This is a genomic window from Mycolicibacterium sp. XJ1819 (assembly GCF_053483675.1).
In genome coordinates this window covers 11,986-28,041 of sequence record NZ_JBEFST010000017.1, presented here as the reverse complement: position 1 = coordinate 28,041, position 16,056 = coordinate 11,986, and the positions used below count along the sequence as shown (strand labels likewise).

The window sequence follows — 16,056 nt, the reverse complement described above, 5'->3', positions numbered from 1 at the left end:
GTCAGCGGATTTGCCCCGGCAAGCAGGTGTTGGCGTCGAACATTTCCTCGGGCAGTTCGCGCAGATCTCTGGATTTCCCGTGATTTAACTGTGATACTGCCTGGCAGGGCGCGCCCATTCGGCGGCGCCGGATCGCAACAGGGGAGGCACCGTGCACAAGGGCGATTCGTTAGCGGATCGCTCGCACCAGGCGTGCGAGTTGATTGCCCACGACGAAGCCGTCGCCCTGGCACCAGGCGAAAAGGGGAGTTGCTGACGTGCACGCTAAATACATCGGTCGGGTGGGAACCTTGGCGGTTGCCTTCGGCATCGGCCTGCCGGTGCTCGCCGCCAATGTCGGACCGATGGGCGGCGGTTCGGACGCCGGCGCCTCGTGGGCGCCCGAGACGGTGCGGCAGACGGTGACCACCGGGGTCGCGATGACGGGCGCCAGCGTCGCCTCGGAGCCCGGCCCCACCCAGACGTACGTGCCGACCGCGTCACCGGGCCCCGGCAGCGGCGGCGCGCTCGCGCCGTTCACCGTGCTCGGCGTGGTCGATGGCAACGGCGATCCGATCGACATCGACGACTCCGGCGACCTGGAGACGTTGGCGGCCAACGCCTTCAACCCCGGCTCGCTGTTCCCACGCTTCGATCCCGCGACGGTCGGCAGCGGCGGAGCACCCATCCCGGGCATCCCGATCAGCACCAACATGCAGATCGCGATCATCATGAGCGGTCTTCAGGTCACCAACCGCTGCGGATTGATCTGCAACGGCGCCGACGGTGCACCCGGCGAAGACGGCCAGAGCGGCGGCTGGCTGTTCGGCAACGGCGGTAAGGGCGGCGACGGCGCGCCCGGCCAGGCCGGCGGCAACGGCGGACACGGCGGTTGGTTCGCCGGCAACGGCGGCGCAGGCGGCGTCGGCGGGACCGGCGCCCCGGGCGCCGACGGCGGCAACGGCGGTAACGCCGGCTGGTATGCGGGTAACGGCGGTGACGGTGGCACCGGTGGGGCCGGTACGCCCGGTACGCCCGGCGTCACCGGGCCGGACGGAAACGGCACGGACGGCGGCCCCGGCGGTGACGGCGGCGGCGGCGGTCTCGGCGGGCGCGCCGGAATGGTCGTCGGGATCGGTGGCAACGGTGGCGCGGGCGGCGCGGGCGGTGTCGGCGGTGCCGGCGGCAACGGACAGGATGTGCCCGGTGGTGAGGGCGGCGACGCCGGCAACGGCGGCCCCGGCGGCAACGGCGGACCGGGTGGCGACGGCGGCCCCGGCGGACAGGTCCCCAAGGACGACGGTGACGGTGGTCCCGGCGGCGTCGGCGGCGACGGTGGTGCCGGCGGTGTCGGCGGTGGGGGAGACACTGCCGGTGACGGCGGTATCGGCGGCCCCGGCGGCAACGGCGGACCGGGTGGCGACGGCGGCGGCGACATCTTCGACCCCGACAGCTATCCCGATCCGACCGAGTCGGCGACCGTCACATCCACTGCGACCAACGACATCGGCGGCGCCGGGACGGATCCCGGCGGCGTGGGCCCGGGATCGGGCGGCGGCGATGACAACGGCGGTGGCGGCGGAGACGCCGGCGGTGGTGGTGGCGGCGAGGGCGGCGGCGAGTAGCCCCGGTCCACCGCTCGTGTCGAGGTGACGTCCGGCGCGCATCGGGGCGCCACGGCAGCTCTTCGCTAGACTTCACGCACAGAAGCCGAGCGACCGAGGGGGCCGTCTGCGTGTCTGAACATCCGGCGCACCGCGCCGCGGATCGTCTCGGCAAGGGCATGGCCACCCCACCCGTCGCATCCGAAAAGCCTTCAGCGGCAACAGGTTTCCGGGCCCAGAACCGCTTCAGCGACCCCGGTGCACAACCGCCGCCGGAATGGACCGCGCCGACCCCGCCCAACGGGCTGCCGCTGCACGCCGGTCCGGCGGCGCCCCCGATGCCGTTGCCGTCCGAGGACCCGGCGCCGTACTTCGACCTGTCCACGGTGGCGTTGCTGGGCCAACGCAGGCGCGCACCGTCGGAAGGCTGGCGCAGGTGGCTGTACCTGGCGTCCTTCAAACTGATCAACGTCGGCGAGAGCCCGAAGGCCATTCGCCGCAATGCCCTGATCGCGCAGGTTCAGCAACCGCTGCGGGGCTGTTACCGGATCGCGGTGCTGTCGCTGAAAGGCGGCGTGGGCAAGACGACGATCACCGCGACGCTGGGCGCGACACTGGCGTCGCTGCGCGGAGACCGCGTGGTCGCCGTCGACGCCAACCCCGACCGCGGCACGTTGAGCCAGAAGGTGCCGCTGCAGACCCCGGCCACCGTGCGGCACCTGCTGCGCGATGCCGAGGGCATCGAGGCCTACAGCGATGTGCGCGCATACACCTCACAGGGGCCCAGCCGGCTGGAGGTGCTGGCCTCCGAGAGCGACCCCGCGGTGTCGGAGGCGTTCAGTTCCGACGACTACACCCGCGCCGTGGAAGTGCTCGAACGGTTCTACAGCGTGGTGCTCACCGACTGCGGCACCGGTCTGATGCATTCGGCGATGTCGGCGGTGCTGGCCAAGGCGGACATGCTGGTGGTGATCAGTTCGGGCTCGGTGGACGGGGCCCGCAGCGCGTCGGCGACGCTGGACTGGCTCGACGCGCACGGTCATCAGGACATGGTGCGCAACTCCATCGCCGTGATCAACGCGGTGCGGCCGCGCTCGGGCAAGGTCGACATGAAAAAGGTCGTCGACCACTTCAACCGGCGCTGCCGGGCGGTGATGCAGGTGCCGTTCGACCCGCATCTGGAGGAGGGGGCGGAGGTCAGCCTGGACCGGCTGAAGCCCGAGACGCGGGAGGCGCTGGTCGAGTTGGCAGCCGTCGTCGCTGCGGGTTTCCCGGGGGCGCGACGAGACCCCGTGGCCTGACGGCCGCGGCTACGGTCGCGGGTTGTCGTCCGAGCCGAGTCGGCGCAGGAACTCGGGATCGTCGTCCGGGCCGATCACCCGAGTCTTGGGCCGGTTCGCCGACGCTTGCACCAGCCGCCAGCCCGCGTAGGCCAGCCCGGCCAGCACGAAAGTCAGAACCAGATACGCCACGCCTTTGAAACCTCCTTGCACCGAATATACGCGTCGGCGGTAATCTCCGGTCATGCCTGACCGCTCTGTTGGATCTCGCCTGGTGCTGGACGTGGTGGCCTACGCATTGGCCCGACTGGTCCTGGTCGCCGTGTTGACTGCGGCCATCCTCGGAATCGGGCACCTGCTGGGGCTGCGGGAGTTTCCGCTCATCGTCGCGCTGCTGTTCGCGATGGTGATCGGTTTGCCGCTGGGCATCTGGGTGTTCGCGCCGTTGCGCCGCCGGGCCAGCGCGAGCATCGCGGTGATCGACGAACGGCGTCGCAAGGATCGCGAACAGCTTCAGGCCAGGCTGCGCGGCGAGGACCCGCCGAAATCGTGACCTCGGCGCGCGACGCGTTCGGGGCCGAATTTCTAGGTGCGCGGGGCTATCTGAACACCCCCACCTACGGCCTGCCGCCGCAGTTCCTCGTCGAGGCGCTGCGCGACTGTCTCGACAGGTGGCAGGCGGGCACCATGGACGTGCCCTCGTTCGACGACCATGTGCGTGCGGGCAGGCGAGGGTACGCGGCGTTGGCAGGGGTGGAGGTCGCAGACGTCGTGATGGGCGCGACCGTCTCGGCCCTGCTGGGTCTGGTCGCCGCCGCGGTTCCCGACGGCAGTCGGGTGGCCACGCTTGCCGGCGAGTTCACCAGCACCTCGTTCCCGTTCGCCGCGCAGGCCGGTCGCGGCGTCACGGTGACCGAACACTCGGCCGACGAACTGGTGTCGGCCGCGGCCGATTACGACGTGGTGACCGCCAGCCTCGTGCAGTCGGCAGATGGCGCGGTTCTCGACACAGCGGCACTGGGCCGCGCCGTCGCGGGCACCGACACGCTGACCGTCATCGACATCACACAGGCGCTCGGCTGGAAGCACGTCGACCTCGGCTGGGTCGACGTTACCGTCGCCGCCGTGTACAAGTGGCTGCTTGCTCCGCGCGGCACGGCGTGGATGTCGTTGAGCGACAGGATGAGCCGGTCGATGACCCCGCACGCCGCCAACTGGTATGCGGGCGAAGACCCCTGGCAGAGCATCTACGGGCTGCCGATCCGGCTGGCGCGCGACGCCCGGCGTTTCGACACCTCCCCGGCGTGGTTCAGCGCGCTGGGCGCCGGGCTGACGCTGCCGTGGCTGGCGGCGCTGGACACCGCCGCGGTCGAGGCGCACACGGTGGGTCTGGCCAACCGGTTGCGCGCAGAGCTGCAGCTGCCGCAGCGGGATTCGGCGATTGCCTCGCTGCCGATCTCGGATGCGGCGCAGCGCCTGGAGCGGGCGGGTATCCGGGCCTCCGTGCGTGCCGGGGCCGTGCGGGTGGGCTTTCACCTCTACAACACCGACGAGGATCTGGACCTGCTGCTCGACGCGCTGCGATAAGCCGACGGTCAGCGGGCAGCGTCCTGAAGGATTCGACGCAGCCGGTCCACGGGGTCGGTGCTTGTCGGTTCCAGCCGCAGCTCGACGGCGGGCGTGTCGGGTGGCGGCGCGACGAGCGCAGGCGGCGGTGGGGTGACCGCCGGCGGTGGCGGTGGCGGCGCGAGCGGTGGCGGCGGCGCCCGCAGCCCGGCCATCTTGGCGGCCAGCCGGGCGGCGGTGTCGTCGCGGACCGCCCGCCGTTCGGGGTCGGGGTCGGTGTTGCCCGCGAAACATGCGCCGGGCGCGCCCTCGACGATCGCCAGCGCGCCACGGTAGCGGTCTGCGGCCTCGTCGGGCCGCGCCTCCCACGCCGCGATGTCACCGAGCCGCTCGCGGACGAGTTCGAGATTGATCCGCACCGGACACGACTCGGCGACCCCGGTGCGCGACAACGCGTCGGCGAACCGCGCGTCGGCGTCGTCGAGGCGGCCGTCGAGCACGGCCGAGGTGCCCGCCGCGAACGGCGCCTTCGCCGGTTCGATCACGTTGAGCAGCCCCAGGATCGCGGCGTTGGACCGTAACCGGTCGGCATCGCCCGCCTCGAAGTCGGCCACCGCCGAATTGCCCGCGAGGACAACCGAGATCATCTTCACCGCGGCCACCAGCACCACCACCGCGGCGGGCACCGACAGCATCACCAGCCGCCGCCGCAACCGTAGTCGTCTGGCGCGCATCACAGCGTCATCTCCCGCCGGGGCATCCGGGTACGCCGGAAATCGCGCAGGCTCAGATAGATCTCGAACACCAGAAGTACGGCCGCCACCAGGGCGAACATCCAGTACAGATCGGCGCGCTCGGTGACCGGCGGCGCACCGGGCTCGGTGGCGTCTGGCGTGCCCGGGTCCGGGACCGCTTCGGCCAGAGGCTCACTCCCGGTGCGGTTGATGTAGGGCACACCGAGTTCGCGGGCGATTCGCCGCAGCGTCGCCTCGTCGCGCGCAGCGCCGTGCCCCAGCACCGCACCACCGTCGACCGAACCCGGCACCGGATCGAAATCGCCCTGCGGGGCGCGTGATCCGGGTGCGCCCGCACCGAGGTAGTACACCAGCGTCTGCGCGCCGGGGTACTGCTGGCCCGCCGCGATGAGTTGGTAGCGCAGCATCGTGGCCGCCGCGGCGGCGTTGACCTGTTCGCCGGATTCAGCCGCCGTACGGTACGGCGCGAGCGTGGCGATCACGGGCTCGAGACTCCACACATCCTCGGACAGCGGCCAGTCCAGCGACGGCCGTGACGCGAAGCTGATCATCGCGAATCGGGCGCCTCGGTGCCGGTCGATGAGCGCCTCGACGTCGGCGCGGATACCCGGCGCGTCGATCGACCGGTCCACCACCAGGAAGACGTTGGCACCGGTGTCGGAGTGCGCCCGTGGCGCGGGGTGCGGGCCGTCGTGGCCGATACCGGGGTTGGCCGCGGCGATCATCAGCAGCAGCACCGCCAGGGTCAGCCCGGACCACCGCCACACGGTCGGCCAGCGCGCCGAGGTGGTGGCGAGTCGGCGCATCGTCACCAGGCGCAGCAGCAGTGCGGCCACGGCGACCGATGCCAGGATCAGCGGCGGCAGCACGGGCGCGAACGTCATCGGCGCACCACCACCAACGACAGGCACAGCAGCAACGACGCCACCACCGCCACCGTCAACGGCACGGCGGGCGAGTCGCCGAGCCACCCTCGGGCCGTGCTCTGTGCGGGTGGCGCCTCGGTCGGCGGGTGCGCGCGGATCGCGTCGAGGTCCGCGTCGATGTCGGGTGTGTCGACGGTAAAGAACTGTCCTCCGGTCGATTTCGCCAACGACCGCAGCTCACCGCCGGGTGCGGTGGCGAGCGCGTTCACCTGTACCCCGGACCGGCTGACCAGCTCGGAGAGCTGTTCGTCGGTGAACAGCGACGGTCTGGTGTCACCGGGGCGGCGGATGTCTTCGGGGCCCAGATAGATCAGTGACCGGCGGTGCTCGCCGGGGGTGTCGAACGACGGAAATCCCGTCACGCACAACGCCAGGATGTCGGCGACGCTGGGTGCGTAGTCGACGTAGGACACCGGGGCCGCGAACGCCGCGACCCGGCCGCGGACGACGTCGGGGTCGGCGTCGGGTTGTGAGGCCTGCGCGAGATCGGCGAAGGTGGCCACCGCGTACTGGTGGTCGCGGGTGAGCGGAACCACCCGGCGGTTCGGTGAGGTCAGCCCGATCCGCTCGGTGCCGTAGCTTCCGGCCTGCTGGGCGAAGTAGGACAGGAATTCGCCGGTGACTTCGGAGGTGACGGGCTCACCTACGCAGAGCATGACGTCCTCGGCGGCCTCGGCCGTCGTCGTCGACCACACCCAGCCGGTCGGCCGGGCGCCTGCGGTGACGGCCGCGCCGAACAGCACCACCAGCAACACGATCGTCACGACCGTCGACAGGGTCCTGGCCCGGGCCAGCCGGATGTATTCGGGCAACCGGGTCAGTCGCGACGTGTTGGCCAGGGGCCGCAGCTGACGGCGGACCTGGTCGGCCGGTGGCAGCAGCGCGAGCGCGAAAGCCCCTGCCAGACAGCATAACCCGACGACCGCGACGGGCCACCAGCTCAGGGCCACGAGCGGATCAACTCCTCGGCCGTCGCGCCGGCACCCTCGACGTCGACCGCCGAGGCCGTGTTGAACCGGACGTCGTTGAGCGCCTCGATCAGCGGGGCGGCCGCGGCGAGCTCGCTCGACCCGAGGTCGTCGACGTGCATGTACTGCGCGCGCACACCCGTCGCCTGGTGCAGGAAGCTTCGCAGCGTGCGGCTCATCGCCGCGCCCGTCTGCGCCGCCGACAGCTCTCCGGTGCGGTATCGCTCGCCGACAGTTGCGATGGCCGCGGCGAACCGGCGGCGCAACAGCGTTGCGTGCAGTGACCGCACCACCGGAAGACTCCGCAGCCGGTGCGACGGCAGCGTCCACACGAAAACGCCGACATAGAAGGCGATCACCACGGCCAGCAGGCCCATCCCCAGCCACAGCCACCAGCCGGAGTACGGGATGGGCCCGCTGACGAACCGCAGCAGGTCATCCGGCACGGGCGAACACCCCGGTCAGCTCGACGAGGCGGGCGCGGATGTCGCGGCTGCCGCCGATCGTGGTGTGCGGTATCGCCCTTGCGGTCATGAACTCGGCCAGGGCCCGGCTTCGCGCCTGTTCGGCGCGCCGATAGGCCTTCGCGATGCGGGGGCCCAGCACGGCGCCGTCGAGCACCGCGCGGCCGGTCGCGACGTCGTAGCCGGCGACCGGGCCGAGGGCGGGCATGTCGGCGACCATCGCCCACATCACGTCGTGGCGCGCGGCCAGCCGGGTGACCACGTCCTGGAGACGCGCGTCGACGTGGGGCTCGTCGGAGACCACCACGACGAGCATCCGGTGGCGGTAATGGGTTGCCGCATAGTCTAGTTGGCAGACGATGTCGCTGGGGCCGGGGGTGCCCGCGGTGTGCGCGTAGAGCCGGTGCAGCATGCTTTCGATGTGTGTCTCACCGCGCCGTTGCCGAATGTTCACATTGCCTCGGGCGTCGCCGTACACCATGCCGATCTGGTCGGCGCGACCCAGCGTGATCAAGCCGACCGCACCCAGGATGTGCGCGGCGACATCGCGTTTGCGCTCGCCGGTGGGCGACAGCGCGGTCATGTTGCGGCCCGCGTCGGCGATCAGCAGGATCTTGTGGTGCTTTTCGGAGACGAACCGTTTGATCAGCACTTGCCCCGAACGCGCCGACGCCTTCCAGTCGATGTCGCGGACGTCGTCTCCGGCCACGTAGGGCCGCAGGTCGTCGAATTCCAGGCTGCGGGTGTGCAGCAGCGCGTAGCGGCCACCTTCGAGCATGCCGCGGGTGTCGGTGCCGAAGTGCGCCTTGGCCCTGTTGAGATGCTTGCCCACCGCAGCCTCTAGGGCACCCGAACGGCCTGCAGCACGGCGTCGATGACGGCCTCGGCGGTGATGTTGGCGCTGGCCGCCTCGAACCCGAGGATCAGCCGGTGCCGCAGCACGCGGTGGGCCAGGTTGGCGATGTCGTCGGGGATGACGTGGCCGCGGCCCGACAGCACCGCCAGCGCGCGGGCGGATTTGCAGAACGCGATCGTCGCGCGCGGGCTGGCCCCGTACTCGACCAGACGCGCGAGGTGCTTGGGCAGAAACCCCTCGGGGCTGCGGGTCGCGCCGACGAGCTCGCTCGCGTATTGCATCAGCGCCCGATCCATGTGGACCCTGCCGACGATGCCCTGCAGTCGCCGGATGTCGTCGAGGCCGACCACCGGCCGGGTGCGCTGGCTTCGGTCGTAGAGGCCGGCGTCCAGCCGCGCCATCACCTCCACCTCCTCCTCGGCGGAGGGGTAACGCAGGATGTCCTTGAGCATGAACCGGTCGGTCTGTGCCTCCGACAGCGGATACGTGCCTTCCTGGTCGACCGGGTTCTGGGTGGCGATCACCAGAAACGGCTCCGGGATGGCGAACACCTCGCCGGCAATGGTGGTCTGGCGCTCCTCCATCGCCTCGAGCATCGCGCTCTGCGTCTTGGCGCTGGAACGGTTGATCTCGTCGAGCAACACGATGTTGGTGTGCACCGGCCCGAGCTGGGTGACGAACGAGTTGGTGGCGGCCTCGTAGACCTGGGTGCCGATGATGTCGCTGGGCAGCAGGTCCGGTGTGCACTGGATGCGTTGAAAGCCGCCGTCGACGGATTCGGCGATGACGCGCGCGGCCGTCGTCTTGGCGAGCCCCGGCACGCTCTCGATGAGGATGTGCCCGCCCGCGAGCAGGCCGATGAGCAGCGATTCGCGCAGGTTCTGCTGCCCGACCACCTTGGCCGAGAACGCCGCGGACACCGCACCGACGATGCGCTGGGCGTCGGCAAGGTCGCGGCGATCGAGCTCGAGGCGCGCTGTGGTCATGGATGCCTTTCGGGGTGAGGGGTCCGCGTCGGATACCCGGGCCGGCGCATTCACACACTTCGCCCCCGACGCGAGCAGACGCAAAATCCGCCCACGCACCGGCGTGTCGCCGTAGTTTGCGTCTGCTCGCGCCAAAAACGCTGGGAACGCTAGGCCAGGAAGCGCCGCGCGTACGGTGCGAACCTGGCCTGCAGGTCGTCATCGTCGAGGCCGAACATCTGCGCCGACGTCGCGATCCGGCCCAGCCGGCCGCGCTGGTGGCCGGCCAGGTACTGCGTGATCGCGGTCCGCGCGGCGTCGGTCATGTCTTCGCCGGCGAGGTCGTAAATGCGTGAGGCGACCCCCATCTCGTCGGCCATGAAGTCGTCGAATCGCACGTCGACGGAGCGCTCGGGCGGCAGCACGTCGCGGTCCCGGATCAACGCGTCGAGCATGCGCTGGAGCCGGTCGATCCAGCTCGCGGCGATGTCCGCCACGGGTACGGGCGAGCAGTGCATGCGGGCGCTGTAGGTGAGCATCGCGAGCATCGACAGCACCACCGGCACCGGGTCGCGATGGGTGACCACGACCACCACGCCGGGAAACACCTTGTCCAACACCGGAAGTTGCTCGAGATGCTGCGGCGACTTGAGCAGCCAGCGCCGTCCGCCGCGCAGAAACTGCATCGCCTTCAACTGGGTGGCCAGGTGCCGGTAGTGCGGGGTCTGGTCGTGGGTCAGGTAGTGGTCGCGCCAGCGCGGCACGTGACCGAGGGTCTCGAACAGCATCGACGAGAAGTCGTTGGCCAGCAGCTGGATCTCCTCGTGCACATGGTCGGTCGTCATCTCGTGCATGAGCGGGAAGTGGGGCATCACGAGGTTCATGAACCCCACCGCCATGTCCATCCGGGTCCGGCGCGGATCGGGCTCGACGCCGGCCTCCGAAGGCAGCGGGAACGGCTCGTTGCTCTCCCAGTACGGCATCGTGCGGAACGTCTCGCCGGCGGCCAGCAGGTTGTGCAGATGCGTGGTCCCGGTGCGCGGCAGGCCCGCGATCACCACCGGCGGCTCGAGTTCGATGTCGTGGATCTCGGGGTGGCGCTTGAGCAGGTCGGTGAGCAGCAGCCGGTTCTTGAGCAGCTGCAGCAGCTGAGCGTGGAAGTTCACCACGCCGGCGTCATGCAGCGTCGGAATCTCGTGCAGTGCAGTCAGATACACGTCGAGGCGCGCACGGTAGTCGTCCGGCCCGAAATCGTCGAGCCCGGTCTCGGCGGCGGCCTTGGCATGCAGCACGTCGGCGTCGAGCGGACATTCGGGCGCCATCGCCGCCATCATCTCGCGCAGCGGTTGCGCCTCGGCGGAAAATTCCGGCTGCGCCAGGTCGTCGAGGTACACGGGCGAAGCAGTGGCGTCGGTCACATCGACTTATGTTACTGTCAGTTTCGTAATGACGGTGGAAATCGGGCGACCCCGTGATCGGCGCATCGACGGCGCGGTGCTGGACGCGACGGTCGAGTTGCTCGGCGAGACCGGATACGCAGCGCTGTCGGTGGAGGCCATCGCCCGCCGGGCGGGGACCAGCAAGCCGGCCATCTACCGGCGTTGGCCGGGCAAGGCGCACCTCGTGCACGAGGCGGTGTTCCCGCTCAACGAGACCACCGAACTGCCGGCCACCGGGTCGGTGATCGGCGATGTGCGCGAGACGATGCGCCGCACCGTCGCCGTGCTGACCACACCCGCCGCGCGCGCGGCGCTGCCCGGGTTGGTGGGGGAGACGGCCGCCGACCCGACGCTGCACGCCGCGCTGCTCGAGCGCTTCGCCCACCTGCTGTCACGCGGGCTGACCGACTGGCTTTCGGATGCGGTCGCCCGCGGCGAGGTCCGCGCCGAGGTGACCGCCGCCGACGTCGTCGACGCGATCGCAGGCATCACATTCCTGGCCCTGATCACCCACGGCGACACGCTCGACGCCGCGTGGGTGGACCGCACCGCCGAGCTCATCACGAGAGGAATCAGCCCGTGACCGACCATGACTCCACCGCGGCGTGGCGCGAATTGCTCGACACGTTGCGCGAATTGGACTCCACGTTCCTCTCCGGCGACCGTGCGGTCAGCGACGACCGCCATATCGCCGACGGCTATCGGATGCTGGCGACCACGCTGGGCGTCGCGCTGGACACCTACCTGTTCGCCGAACCGAGCCGACCGGTGTGGATCGAGCTCAACACGCCGTTTCGCCGCGACCGCCGGTGGGGCGGCGACAACACCGACGCCTACTACTTCATGTGCCCGGTGGACCCGGCGCGGCGGTACCGAATAAGCGGCAATCGCGGTGACAGCGTGTACTTCTCGGTGACCGCCTATAACGAACCGTCGCCGGGCGCGTGGTCGGACCGCATCGTGGCGCTGGTCCGCGACGACGACCTGGAGATCGACGACGACGGCAACTTCTCGTTCGAGCTGGGCCCGACCGACGGTGGCGTGGTGCTGGTCACCCGCGACTACCAGGCGGACCCCGACGTCGGCAGGCCGGTGCGTTGGCACATCGAGGCGCTCGACGAACCCGACCCGGTGCGGCACGGGGACGCGGAGACCGCGGCGGCGCTGCGGGCCGGCGCCGCGTGGCTGCGCACGATGTTCGCGATCGTGCCGCTCGCGGTCGGCGTGCGCGTCGACGACGCCCACACGCTGGGCCACGAGATCTCGCAGGTGGCAAACCAATTCGCCGATCCGTATCAGGTGCCCGACGCCAACTTCGGCTGGTCGGCGCGCGACGCCTGCTACGCCTACGGCAGTTTCGTGCTCGAGGAGGACGAGGCGCTCGTCATCACCCACCGCCCGCCGACGTGCCGGTTCTGGAACCTGGTGGTGTGGAATCAGTTCATGGCCGCCCACAACGCCGGCGACGCCCGCTGCTCGATCAACGGCCACACCGCGGTCCCCAACGTCGACGGCTCGGTGACGATCGTCGTCTCGGCGCAGCTGACCGACCATCCCAATTCGATCAGCACGGTGGGCTATCCGCGGGGCAACCTGGCGTTCCGCTGGTTTCTCGCCGACGAGGTACCCGCGCGGCCGGAGGTGCGGTTGGTGAAGGCGATCGACGCCCCCACGTTGTGATTTCGGCGTGGGCGGTCGCGGTCAGCGCGACCCGTCACGCCGAAATCGCAAGGGCCAGCGCGACGGCCACCGCCCACACCAGCATCGTCAGCCCGGTGTCGCGCAGCACCGGGATCAGGTCCCTGCCGCCGAGCCCCCGGCGCACCGGACCCGCGGCGCGCACCGCCAACGGCAGCGCCACCAACCCGACAGCCGCCCACGGCGTGGCCGCCGCCAGCACCGGCGTCAGCACGAACGCGAGCGCCAGCAGCGCCTGAAACAGCAGCCGGGTGCGCAGGTCGCCGAGCCGCACGGCCAGCGTGATCTTCCCGGATTCCCTGTCGGTGGGGATGTCTCGCAGGTTGTTGGCCACCAGCACCGCCGAGGACATCGCTCCCATCGCGACGGCCATCGCCACGCCCACCCAGTCGACCCGCAGCGCCTGGGTGTACTGGGTGCCGAGCACGGCCACCAGGCCGAAGAACACGAACACCGCGACCTCGCCCAGCCCGAGGTAGCCGTACGGTTTGGCGCCGCCGGTGTAGAGCCAGGCGCCCGCCAGACACACCGCTCCCACCACGATCAGCCGGGGCGCGCTCACCCAGGCCAACACGATCCCGGCGACCGCGGCGACGCCCATGCTGACCAGCGCGGCGGTCAACACCGACCGCGGGGCGGCCAGCTTCGAGCCGACCAGCCGCAACGGCCCGGCGCGCACGTCGTCGGTGCCGCGGATGCCGTCGGAGTAGTCGTTGGCGTAGTTCACCCCGATGATCAGGGCGACGGCGACCACCAGCGCGAGCAGCGCCTTCCACCAGCTCGCCGAACCCAGCCAGGCCGCCGCGCCGGTGCCCGCGATCACCGGGGCGATCGCGTTGGGCAGCGTTCGCGGACGCGCACCCTGGACCCACTGCCCGAAACTGGCCACGACCGCAATCGTTGCATGGCCCACAATGATGGGGTGTTGGCGGTGATCGGTGGCAGCGGGTTCTATTCGTTCTTCGGAGCCGACGCGCGCAGCGTCAGCGTGGACACCCCGTACGGCGCGCCCAGCGCGGCGATCACCATCGGCACGGTCGGAGAACACGAGGTCGCCTTCCTGCCGCGGCACGGCGTCAACCACGAGTACTCCCCGCACACCGTGCCGTATCGGGCGAACATGTGGGCGCTGCGGGCGCTGGGAGTGCGGCGGATCTTCGGGCCGTGTGCGGTGGGCAGCCTCACCGCGGAGCTCGGCCCCGGCGCGACCGTGGTGCCCGACCAGCTCGTCGACCGCACCACCGGCCGCGACGACACCTACTTCGACACCGGAGGGATCCACGTCGGTTTCGCCGACCCGTACTGCCCGACGTTGCGTGCGGTCGCCGCCGACTCGCCCGGTGTCGTCGACGGCGCGACGATGGTGGTGATCCAGGGCCCCCGGTTCTCCACCCGCGCGGAGAGCAGATGGTTCGCGAACCAGGGCTTCACGCTGGTCAACATGACCGGCTATCCGGAGGCGGTGCTGGCTCGCGAGCTTGAGATATGTTATGCGGCAATTGCTTTGGTGACCGACCTGGACGCCGGCATCGAGTCCGGTGACGGGGTGCGGGCGGTGGACGTGTTCGCGGAGTTCGAACGCAACCTGGTGCCGTTCCGCAAGCTGGTGCACGAGGCGATCGAGCGGGTCGACCCGGAGCGGTCCTGCACACACTGTCTGGCGCACGACGGTGTCCAACTGCCCTTCGACCTGCCGTGAGAGTTCTGCTGACGGGCGCGGCGGGGTTCATCGGAGCCCGGGTCGGCGCCGCGATGCGCAGCGCCGGGCACGACGTCGTCGCGGTCGACGCGATGCTGCCCGCCGCACACGGGCCCGGCGCCGAACCGCCGCCGGACTGCCGGGTGCTCGACGTGCGCGATCCGTCGGCGCTGGCGCCGCTGCTCGGCGGCGTCGACGTGGTCTGCCACCAGGCCGCGGTGGTCGGGGCCGGGGTCAACGCCGCCGACGCGCCGGCCTACGGCAGCCACAACGACTACGGCACCGCGGTGTTGCTGGCCGAGATGTTCGCGGCGGGGTGTGCCCGGTTGGTACTGGCGTCGTCGATGGTGGTCTACGGGCAGGGGCGCTACGACTGTGCCGAACACGGCCCCGTCGACCCCGTCGCGCGCACGCGCGCCGACCTGGATGCCGGGGTGTTCGAGCATCGCTGCCCGGTATGCGGCGCGACGGTGGCCTGGCGGCTGGTCGATGAGGACGCACCGCTGCGCCCGCGCAGCCTGTACGCGGCGAGCAAGACCGCACAGGAGCATTACGCGCTGGCCTGGGCCGACGCCACCGGCGGCACGGTCACCGCGCTGCGTTATCACAACGTCTACGGCCCGTACATGCCCCGCGACACCCCGTACTCGGGAGTGGCCGCGATTTTCCGCTCCGAGTTGGAATCCGGCGACGTGCCACGGGTTTTCGAAGACGGCGGCCAGATGCGCGACTTCGTCCACGTCGACGACGTGGCGGCGGCCAACGTGGCCGCGGTCGACAGCGACCTCGAGGGCTTCCACCCGTTCAACGTCTGTTCCGGTCGACCGATCTCGATCAAGGACGTCGCGACCGAACTGTGCGAGGCCCGCGGCGAGGCGCCACCGGTGGTCACCGGTCAGTACCGCAGCGGCGACGTCCGCCACATCGTCGCCGACCCCACCCGCACCGCCGAGGTGCTCGGATTCCGTGCGGCCGTCGACCCCCGCGACGGGCTTCGCGAGTTCGCGTTCGCGCCGCTGCGGGGCTAGATGCGGCGGACCGCGGTAGTTGTCGTTATCGTCACGCTTGTGGCGTCGGGTCTGCTCGGTTTGGTGTGGTCGCAGCAGCGGCGGCTGATCTATTTCCCGTCGCCGGGACCGGTGCCGTCGGCCGCTTCGGCGCTTCCCGACGGGCGCGACGTGGTGCTGACCACCGACGACGGAATCCGGTTGGGCGCCTGGTATTTCCCGGTACCGGACGCGCGCAGCGCCGTGCTGGTCACCAACGGCAACGGTGGCGACCGGTCGATGCGCGTCGAGTTGGCCGCGGCGCTTTCCGCGAGGGGGCTGTCGGTGTTGCTGTTCGACTACCGCGGTTACGGCGGAAACCCGGGACGGCCGTCGGAGGACGGGCTGGCCGCCGACGTGCGCGCCGCCCAGGCGTGGCTGGCCGCGCAGCCGGGGGTGCGAAAGATCGTCTACTTCGGTGAGTCGCTCGGCGCGGCGGTGGCGGTCGAACTCGCCGTCGAGCGCCCACCGGCGGCGCTGATTCTGCGCTCACCGTTCACCTCGCTGCCCGACGTCGCGGCGGTGCACTACCCGTGGCTGCCGGTGCGCAGGCTGCTGCTGGACCGCTATCCGTCGATCGACCGGATCGCCTCGGTGCACGCGCCGGTTCTGGTGATCGCCGGCGACCGCGACGACATCGTCCCCGAGCGGCTGAGCAGGCGGCTGTACGAGGCCGCCAACGACCCCAAGCGCTATGTGCTGGTGCCCGGCGCCGGCCACAACGACCTCGAACTGCTGGCGGGCAGGCAGATGCTCGCGGAGATCGGCGGGTTCCTGTCGGCAACCGGTGTCACATAGCGATACTGGTGCG

18 protein-coding genes are annotated in these 16,056 nt (G+C 70.7%); 9 read left to right on the top strand and 9 right to left on the bottom strand.

Annotation, left to right across the window (positions count from 1 at the left end; translation table 11 throughout):
• Positions 1-281 precede the first annotated feature (281 nt).
• Together ABQE89_RS18975 and ABQE89_RS18970 are read left to right on the top strand one after the other, a co-directional pair.
• Positions 282-1,604 (top strand): PGRS repeat-containing protein, encoded by a 1,323-nt coding sequence (locus tag ABQE89_RS18975; RefSeq protein ID WP_448419415.1) that lies wholly within the window; start codon positions 282-284, stop codon positions 1,602-1,604.
• A 158-nt stretch (positions 1,605-1,762) separates the two neighbouring features.
• Complete coding sequence (locus ABQE89_RS18970; RefSeq protein ID WP_448419641.1) at positions 1,763-2,884, top strand: MinD/ParA family ATP-binding protein; 1,122 nt, start codon at positions 1,763-1,765, stop codon at positions 2,882-2,884.
• 9 nt (positions 2,885-2,893) lie between these two features.
• Here the strand turns inward: ABQE89_RS18970 and ABQE89_RS18965 are convergent, their stop codons facing one another.
• Complete coding sequence (locus ABQE89_RS18965; protein WP_448419413.1) at positions 2,894-3,055, bottom strand: hypothetical protein; 162 nt, start codon at positions 3,053-3,055, stop codon at positions 2,894-2,896.
• A gap of 52 nt (positions 3,056-3,107) precedes the next feature.
• Between ABQE89_RS18965 and ABQE89_RS18960 the strand changes: the two genes are divergently transcribed.
• Both ABQE89_RS18960 and ABQE89_RS18955 read left to right on the top strand, forming a co-directional pair.
• Positions 3,108-3,416, top strand: coding sequence for a DUF4229 domain-containing protein (locus ABQE89_RS18960; protein ID WP_448419411.1), 309 nt, complete (start codon positions 3,108-3,110; stop codon positions 3,414-3,416).
• Positions 3,413-4,450, top strand: coding sequence for an aminotransferase class V-fold PLP-dependent enzyme (locus ABQE89_RS18955; RefSeq protein ID WP_448419409.1), 1,038 nt, complete (start codon positions 3,413-3,415; stop codon positions 4,448-4,450). Before ABQE89_RS18960 ends, ABQE89_RS18955 begins: the two co-directional genes overlap by 4 nt.
• An 8-nt stretch (positions 4,451-4,458) precedes the next feature.
• Here ABQE89_RS18955 and ABQE89_RS18950 read toward each other — a convergent pair whose 3' ends face one another.
• The 7 genes from ABQE89_RS18950 to ABQE89_RS18920 all read right to left on the bottom strand — a co-directional run bounded on the left by ABQE89_RS18950 (position 4,459) and on the right by ABQE89_RS18920 (position 10,781).
• Positions 4,459-5,163, bottom strand: a complete 705-nt coding sequence (locus ABQE89_RS18950; RefSeq protein ID WP_448419408.1) for a hypothetical protein — start codon at positions 5,161-5,163, stop codon at positions 4,459-4,461.
• Complete coding sequence (locus ABQE89_RS18945; protein WP_448419406.1) at positions 5,163-6,068, bottom strand: vWA domain-containing protein; 906 nt, start codon at positions 6,066-6,068, stop codon at positions 5,163-5,165. The genes ABQE89_RS18950 and ABQE89_RS18945 overlap by 1 nt, the downstream gene beginning before the upstream one ends.
• Positions 6,065-7,060, bottom strand: a complete 996-nt coding sequence (locus ABQE89_RS18940) for a vWA domain-containing protein (protein WP_448419404.1) — start codon at positions 7,058-7,060, stop codon at positions 6,065-6,067. Before ABQE89_RS18940 ends, ABQE89_RS18945 begins: the two co-directional genes overlap by 4 nt.
• A complete protein-coding gene (locus tag ABQE89_RS18935; protein ID WP_448419402.1) occupies positions 7,051-7,524 on the bottom strand; it encodes a hypothetical protein in 474 nt (157 codons plus the stop codon). Before ABQE89_RS18935 ends, ABQE89_RS18940 begins: the two co-directional genes overlap by 10 nt.
• Positions 7,514-8,374: a DUF58 domain-containing protein gene (locus ABQE89_RS18930; RefSeq protein ID WP_448419400.1), complete on the bottom strand. Its 861-nt coding sequence runs from the start codon at positions 8,372-8,374 to the stop codon at positions 7,514-7,516. Before ABQE89_RS18930 ends, ABQE89_RS18935 begins: the two co-directional genes overlap by 11 nt.
• Before the next feature lie 8 nt (positions 8,375-8,382).
• Positions 8,383-9,384 carry an AAA family ATPase gene (locus ABQE89_RS18925; protein ID WP_448419398.1) on the bottom strand — a complete coding sequence of 334 codons (1,002 nt, stop codon included), beginning with the start codon at positions 9,382-9,384 and terminating at the stop codon, positions 8,383-8,385.
• A 149-nt stretch (positions 9,385-9,533) separates the two neighbouring features.
• On the bottom strand, positions 9,534-10,781 hold the full coding sequence (locus tag ABQE89_RS18920; RefSeq protein ID WP_448419396.1) for a sulfotransferase family protein: 1,248 nt from the start codon (positions 10,779-10,781) through the stop codon (positions 9,534-9,536).
• A 28-nt stretch (positions 10,782-10,809) separates the two neighbouring features.
• On the opposite strand from ABQE89_RS18920, the gene ABQE89_RS18915 reads away from it, so the two are divergent.
• Complete coding sequence (locus ABQE89_RS18915; protein WP_448419394.1) at positions 10,810-11,385, top strand: TetR/AcrR family transcriptional regulator; 576 nt, start codon at positions 10,810-10,812, stop codon at positions 11,383-11,385.
• Positions 11,382-12,482, top strand: a complete 1,101-nt coding sequence (locus ABQE89_RS18910; RefSeq protein ID WP_448419392.1) for a DUF1214 domain-containing protein — start codon at positions 11,382-11,384, stop codon at positions 12,480-12,482. Before ABQE89_RS18915 ends, ABQE89_RS18910 begins: the two co-directional genes overlap by 4 nt.
• Before the next feature lie 34 nt (positions 12,483-12,516).
• On the opposite strand, the gene ABQE89_RS18905 is transcribed toward ABQE89_RS18910, so the two are convergent.
• Positions 12,517-13,389, bottom strand: coding sequence for a 1,4-dihydroxy-2-naphthoate polyprenyltransferase (locus tag ABQE89_RS18905; protein WP_448419390.1), 873 nt, complete (start codon positions 13,387-13,389; stop codon positions 12,517-12,519).
• Positions 13,390-13,404: 15 nt separating this feature from the next.
• Here ABQE89_RS18905 and ABQE89_RS18900 point away from each other — a divergent pair, with 15 nt between their 5' ends.
• Genes ABQE89_RS18900 through ABQE89_RS18890 form a run of 3 tightly spaced genes read left to right on the top strand, consistent with a single transcriptional unit; the run spans position 13,405 to position 16,043 of the window.
• On the top strand, positions 13,405-14,199 hold the full coding sequence (locus tag ABQE89_RS18900) for an S-methyl-5'-thioadenosine phosphorylase (RefSeq protein ID WP_448419388.1): 795 nt from the start codon (positions 13,405-13,407) through the stop codon (positions 14,197-14,199).
• Positions 14,196-15,227 (top strand): NAD-dependent epimerase/dehydratase family protein, encoded by a 1,032-nt coding sequence (locus tag ABQE89_RS18895; protein ID WP_448419386.1) that lies wholly within the window; start codon positions 14,196-14,198, stop codon positions 15,225-15,227. Before ABQE89_RS18900 ends, ABQE89_RS18895 begins: the two co-directional genes overlap by 4 nt.
• Positions 15,228-16,043, top strand: a complete 816-nt coding sequence (locus ABQE89_RS18890; protein ID WP_448419384.1) for an alpha/beta hydrolase — start codon at positions 15,228-15,230, stop codon at positions 16,041-16,043.
• Positions 16,044-16,056: the final 13 nt, after the last annotated feature.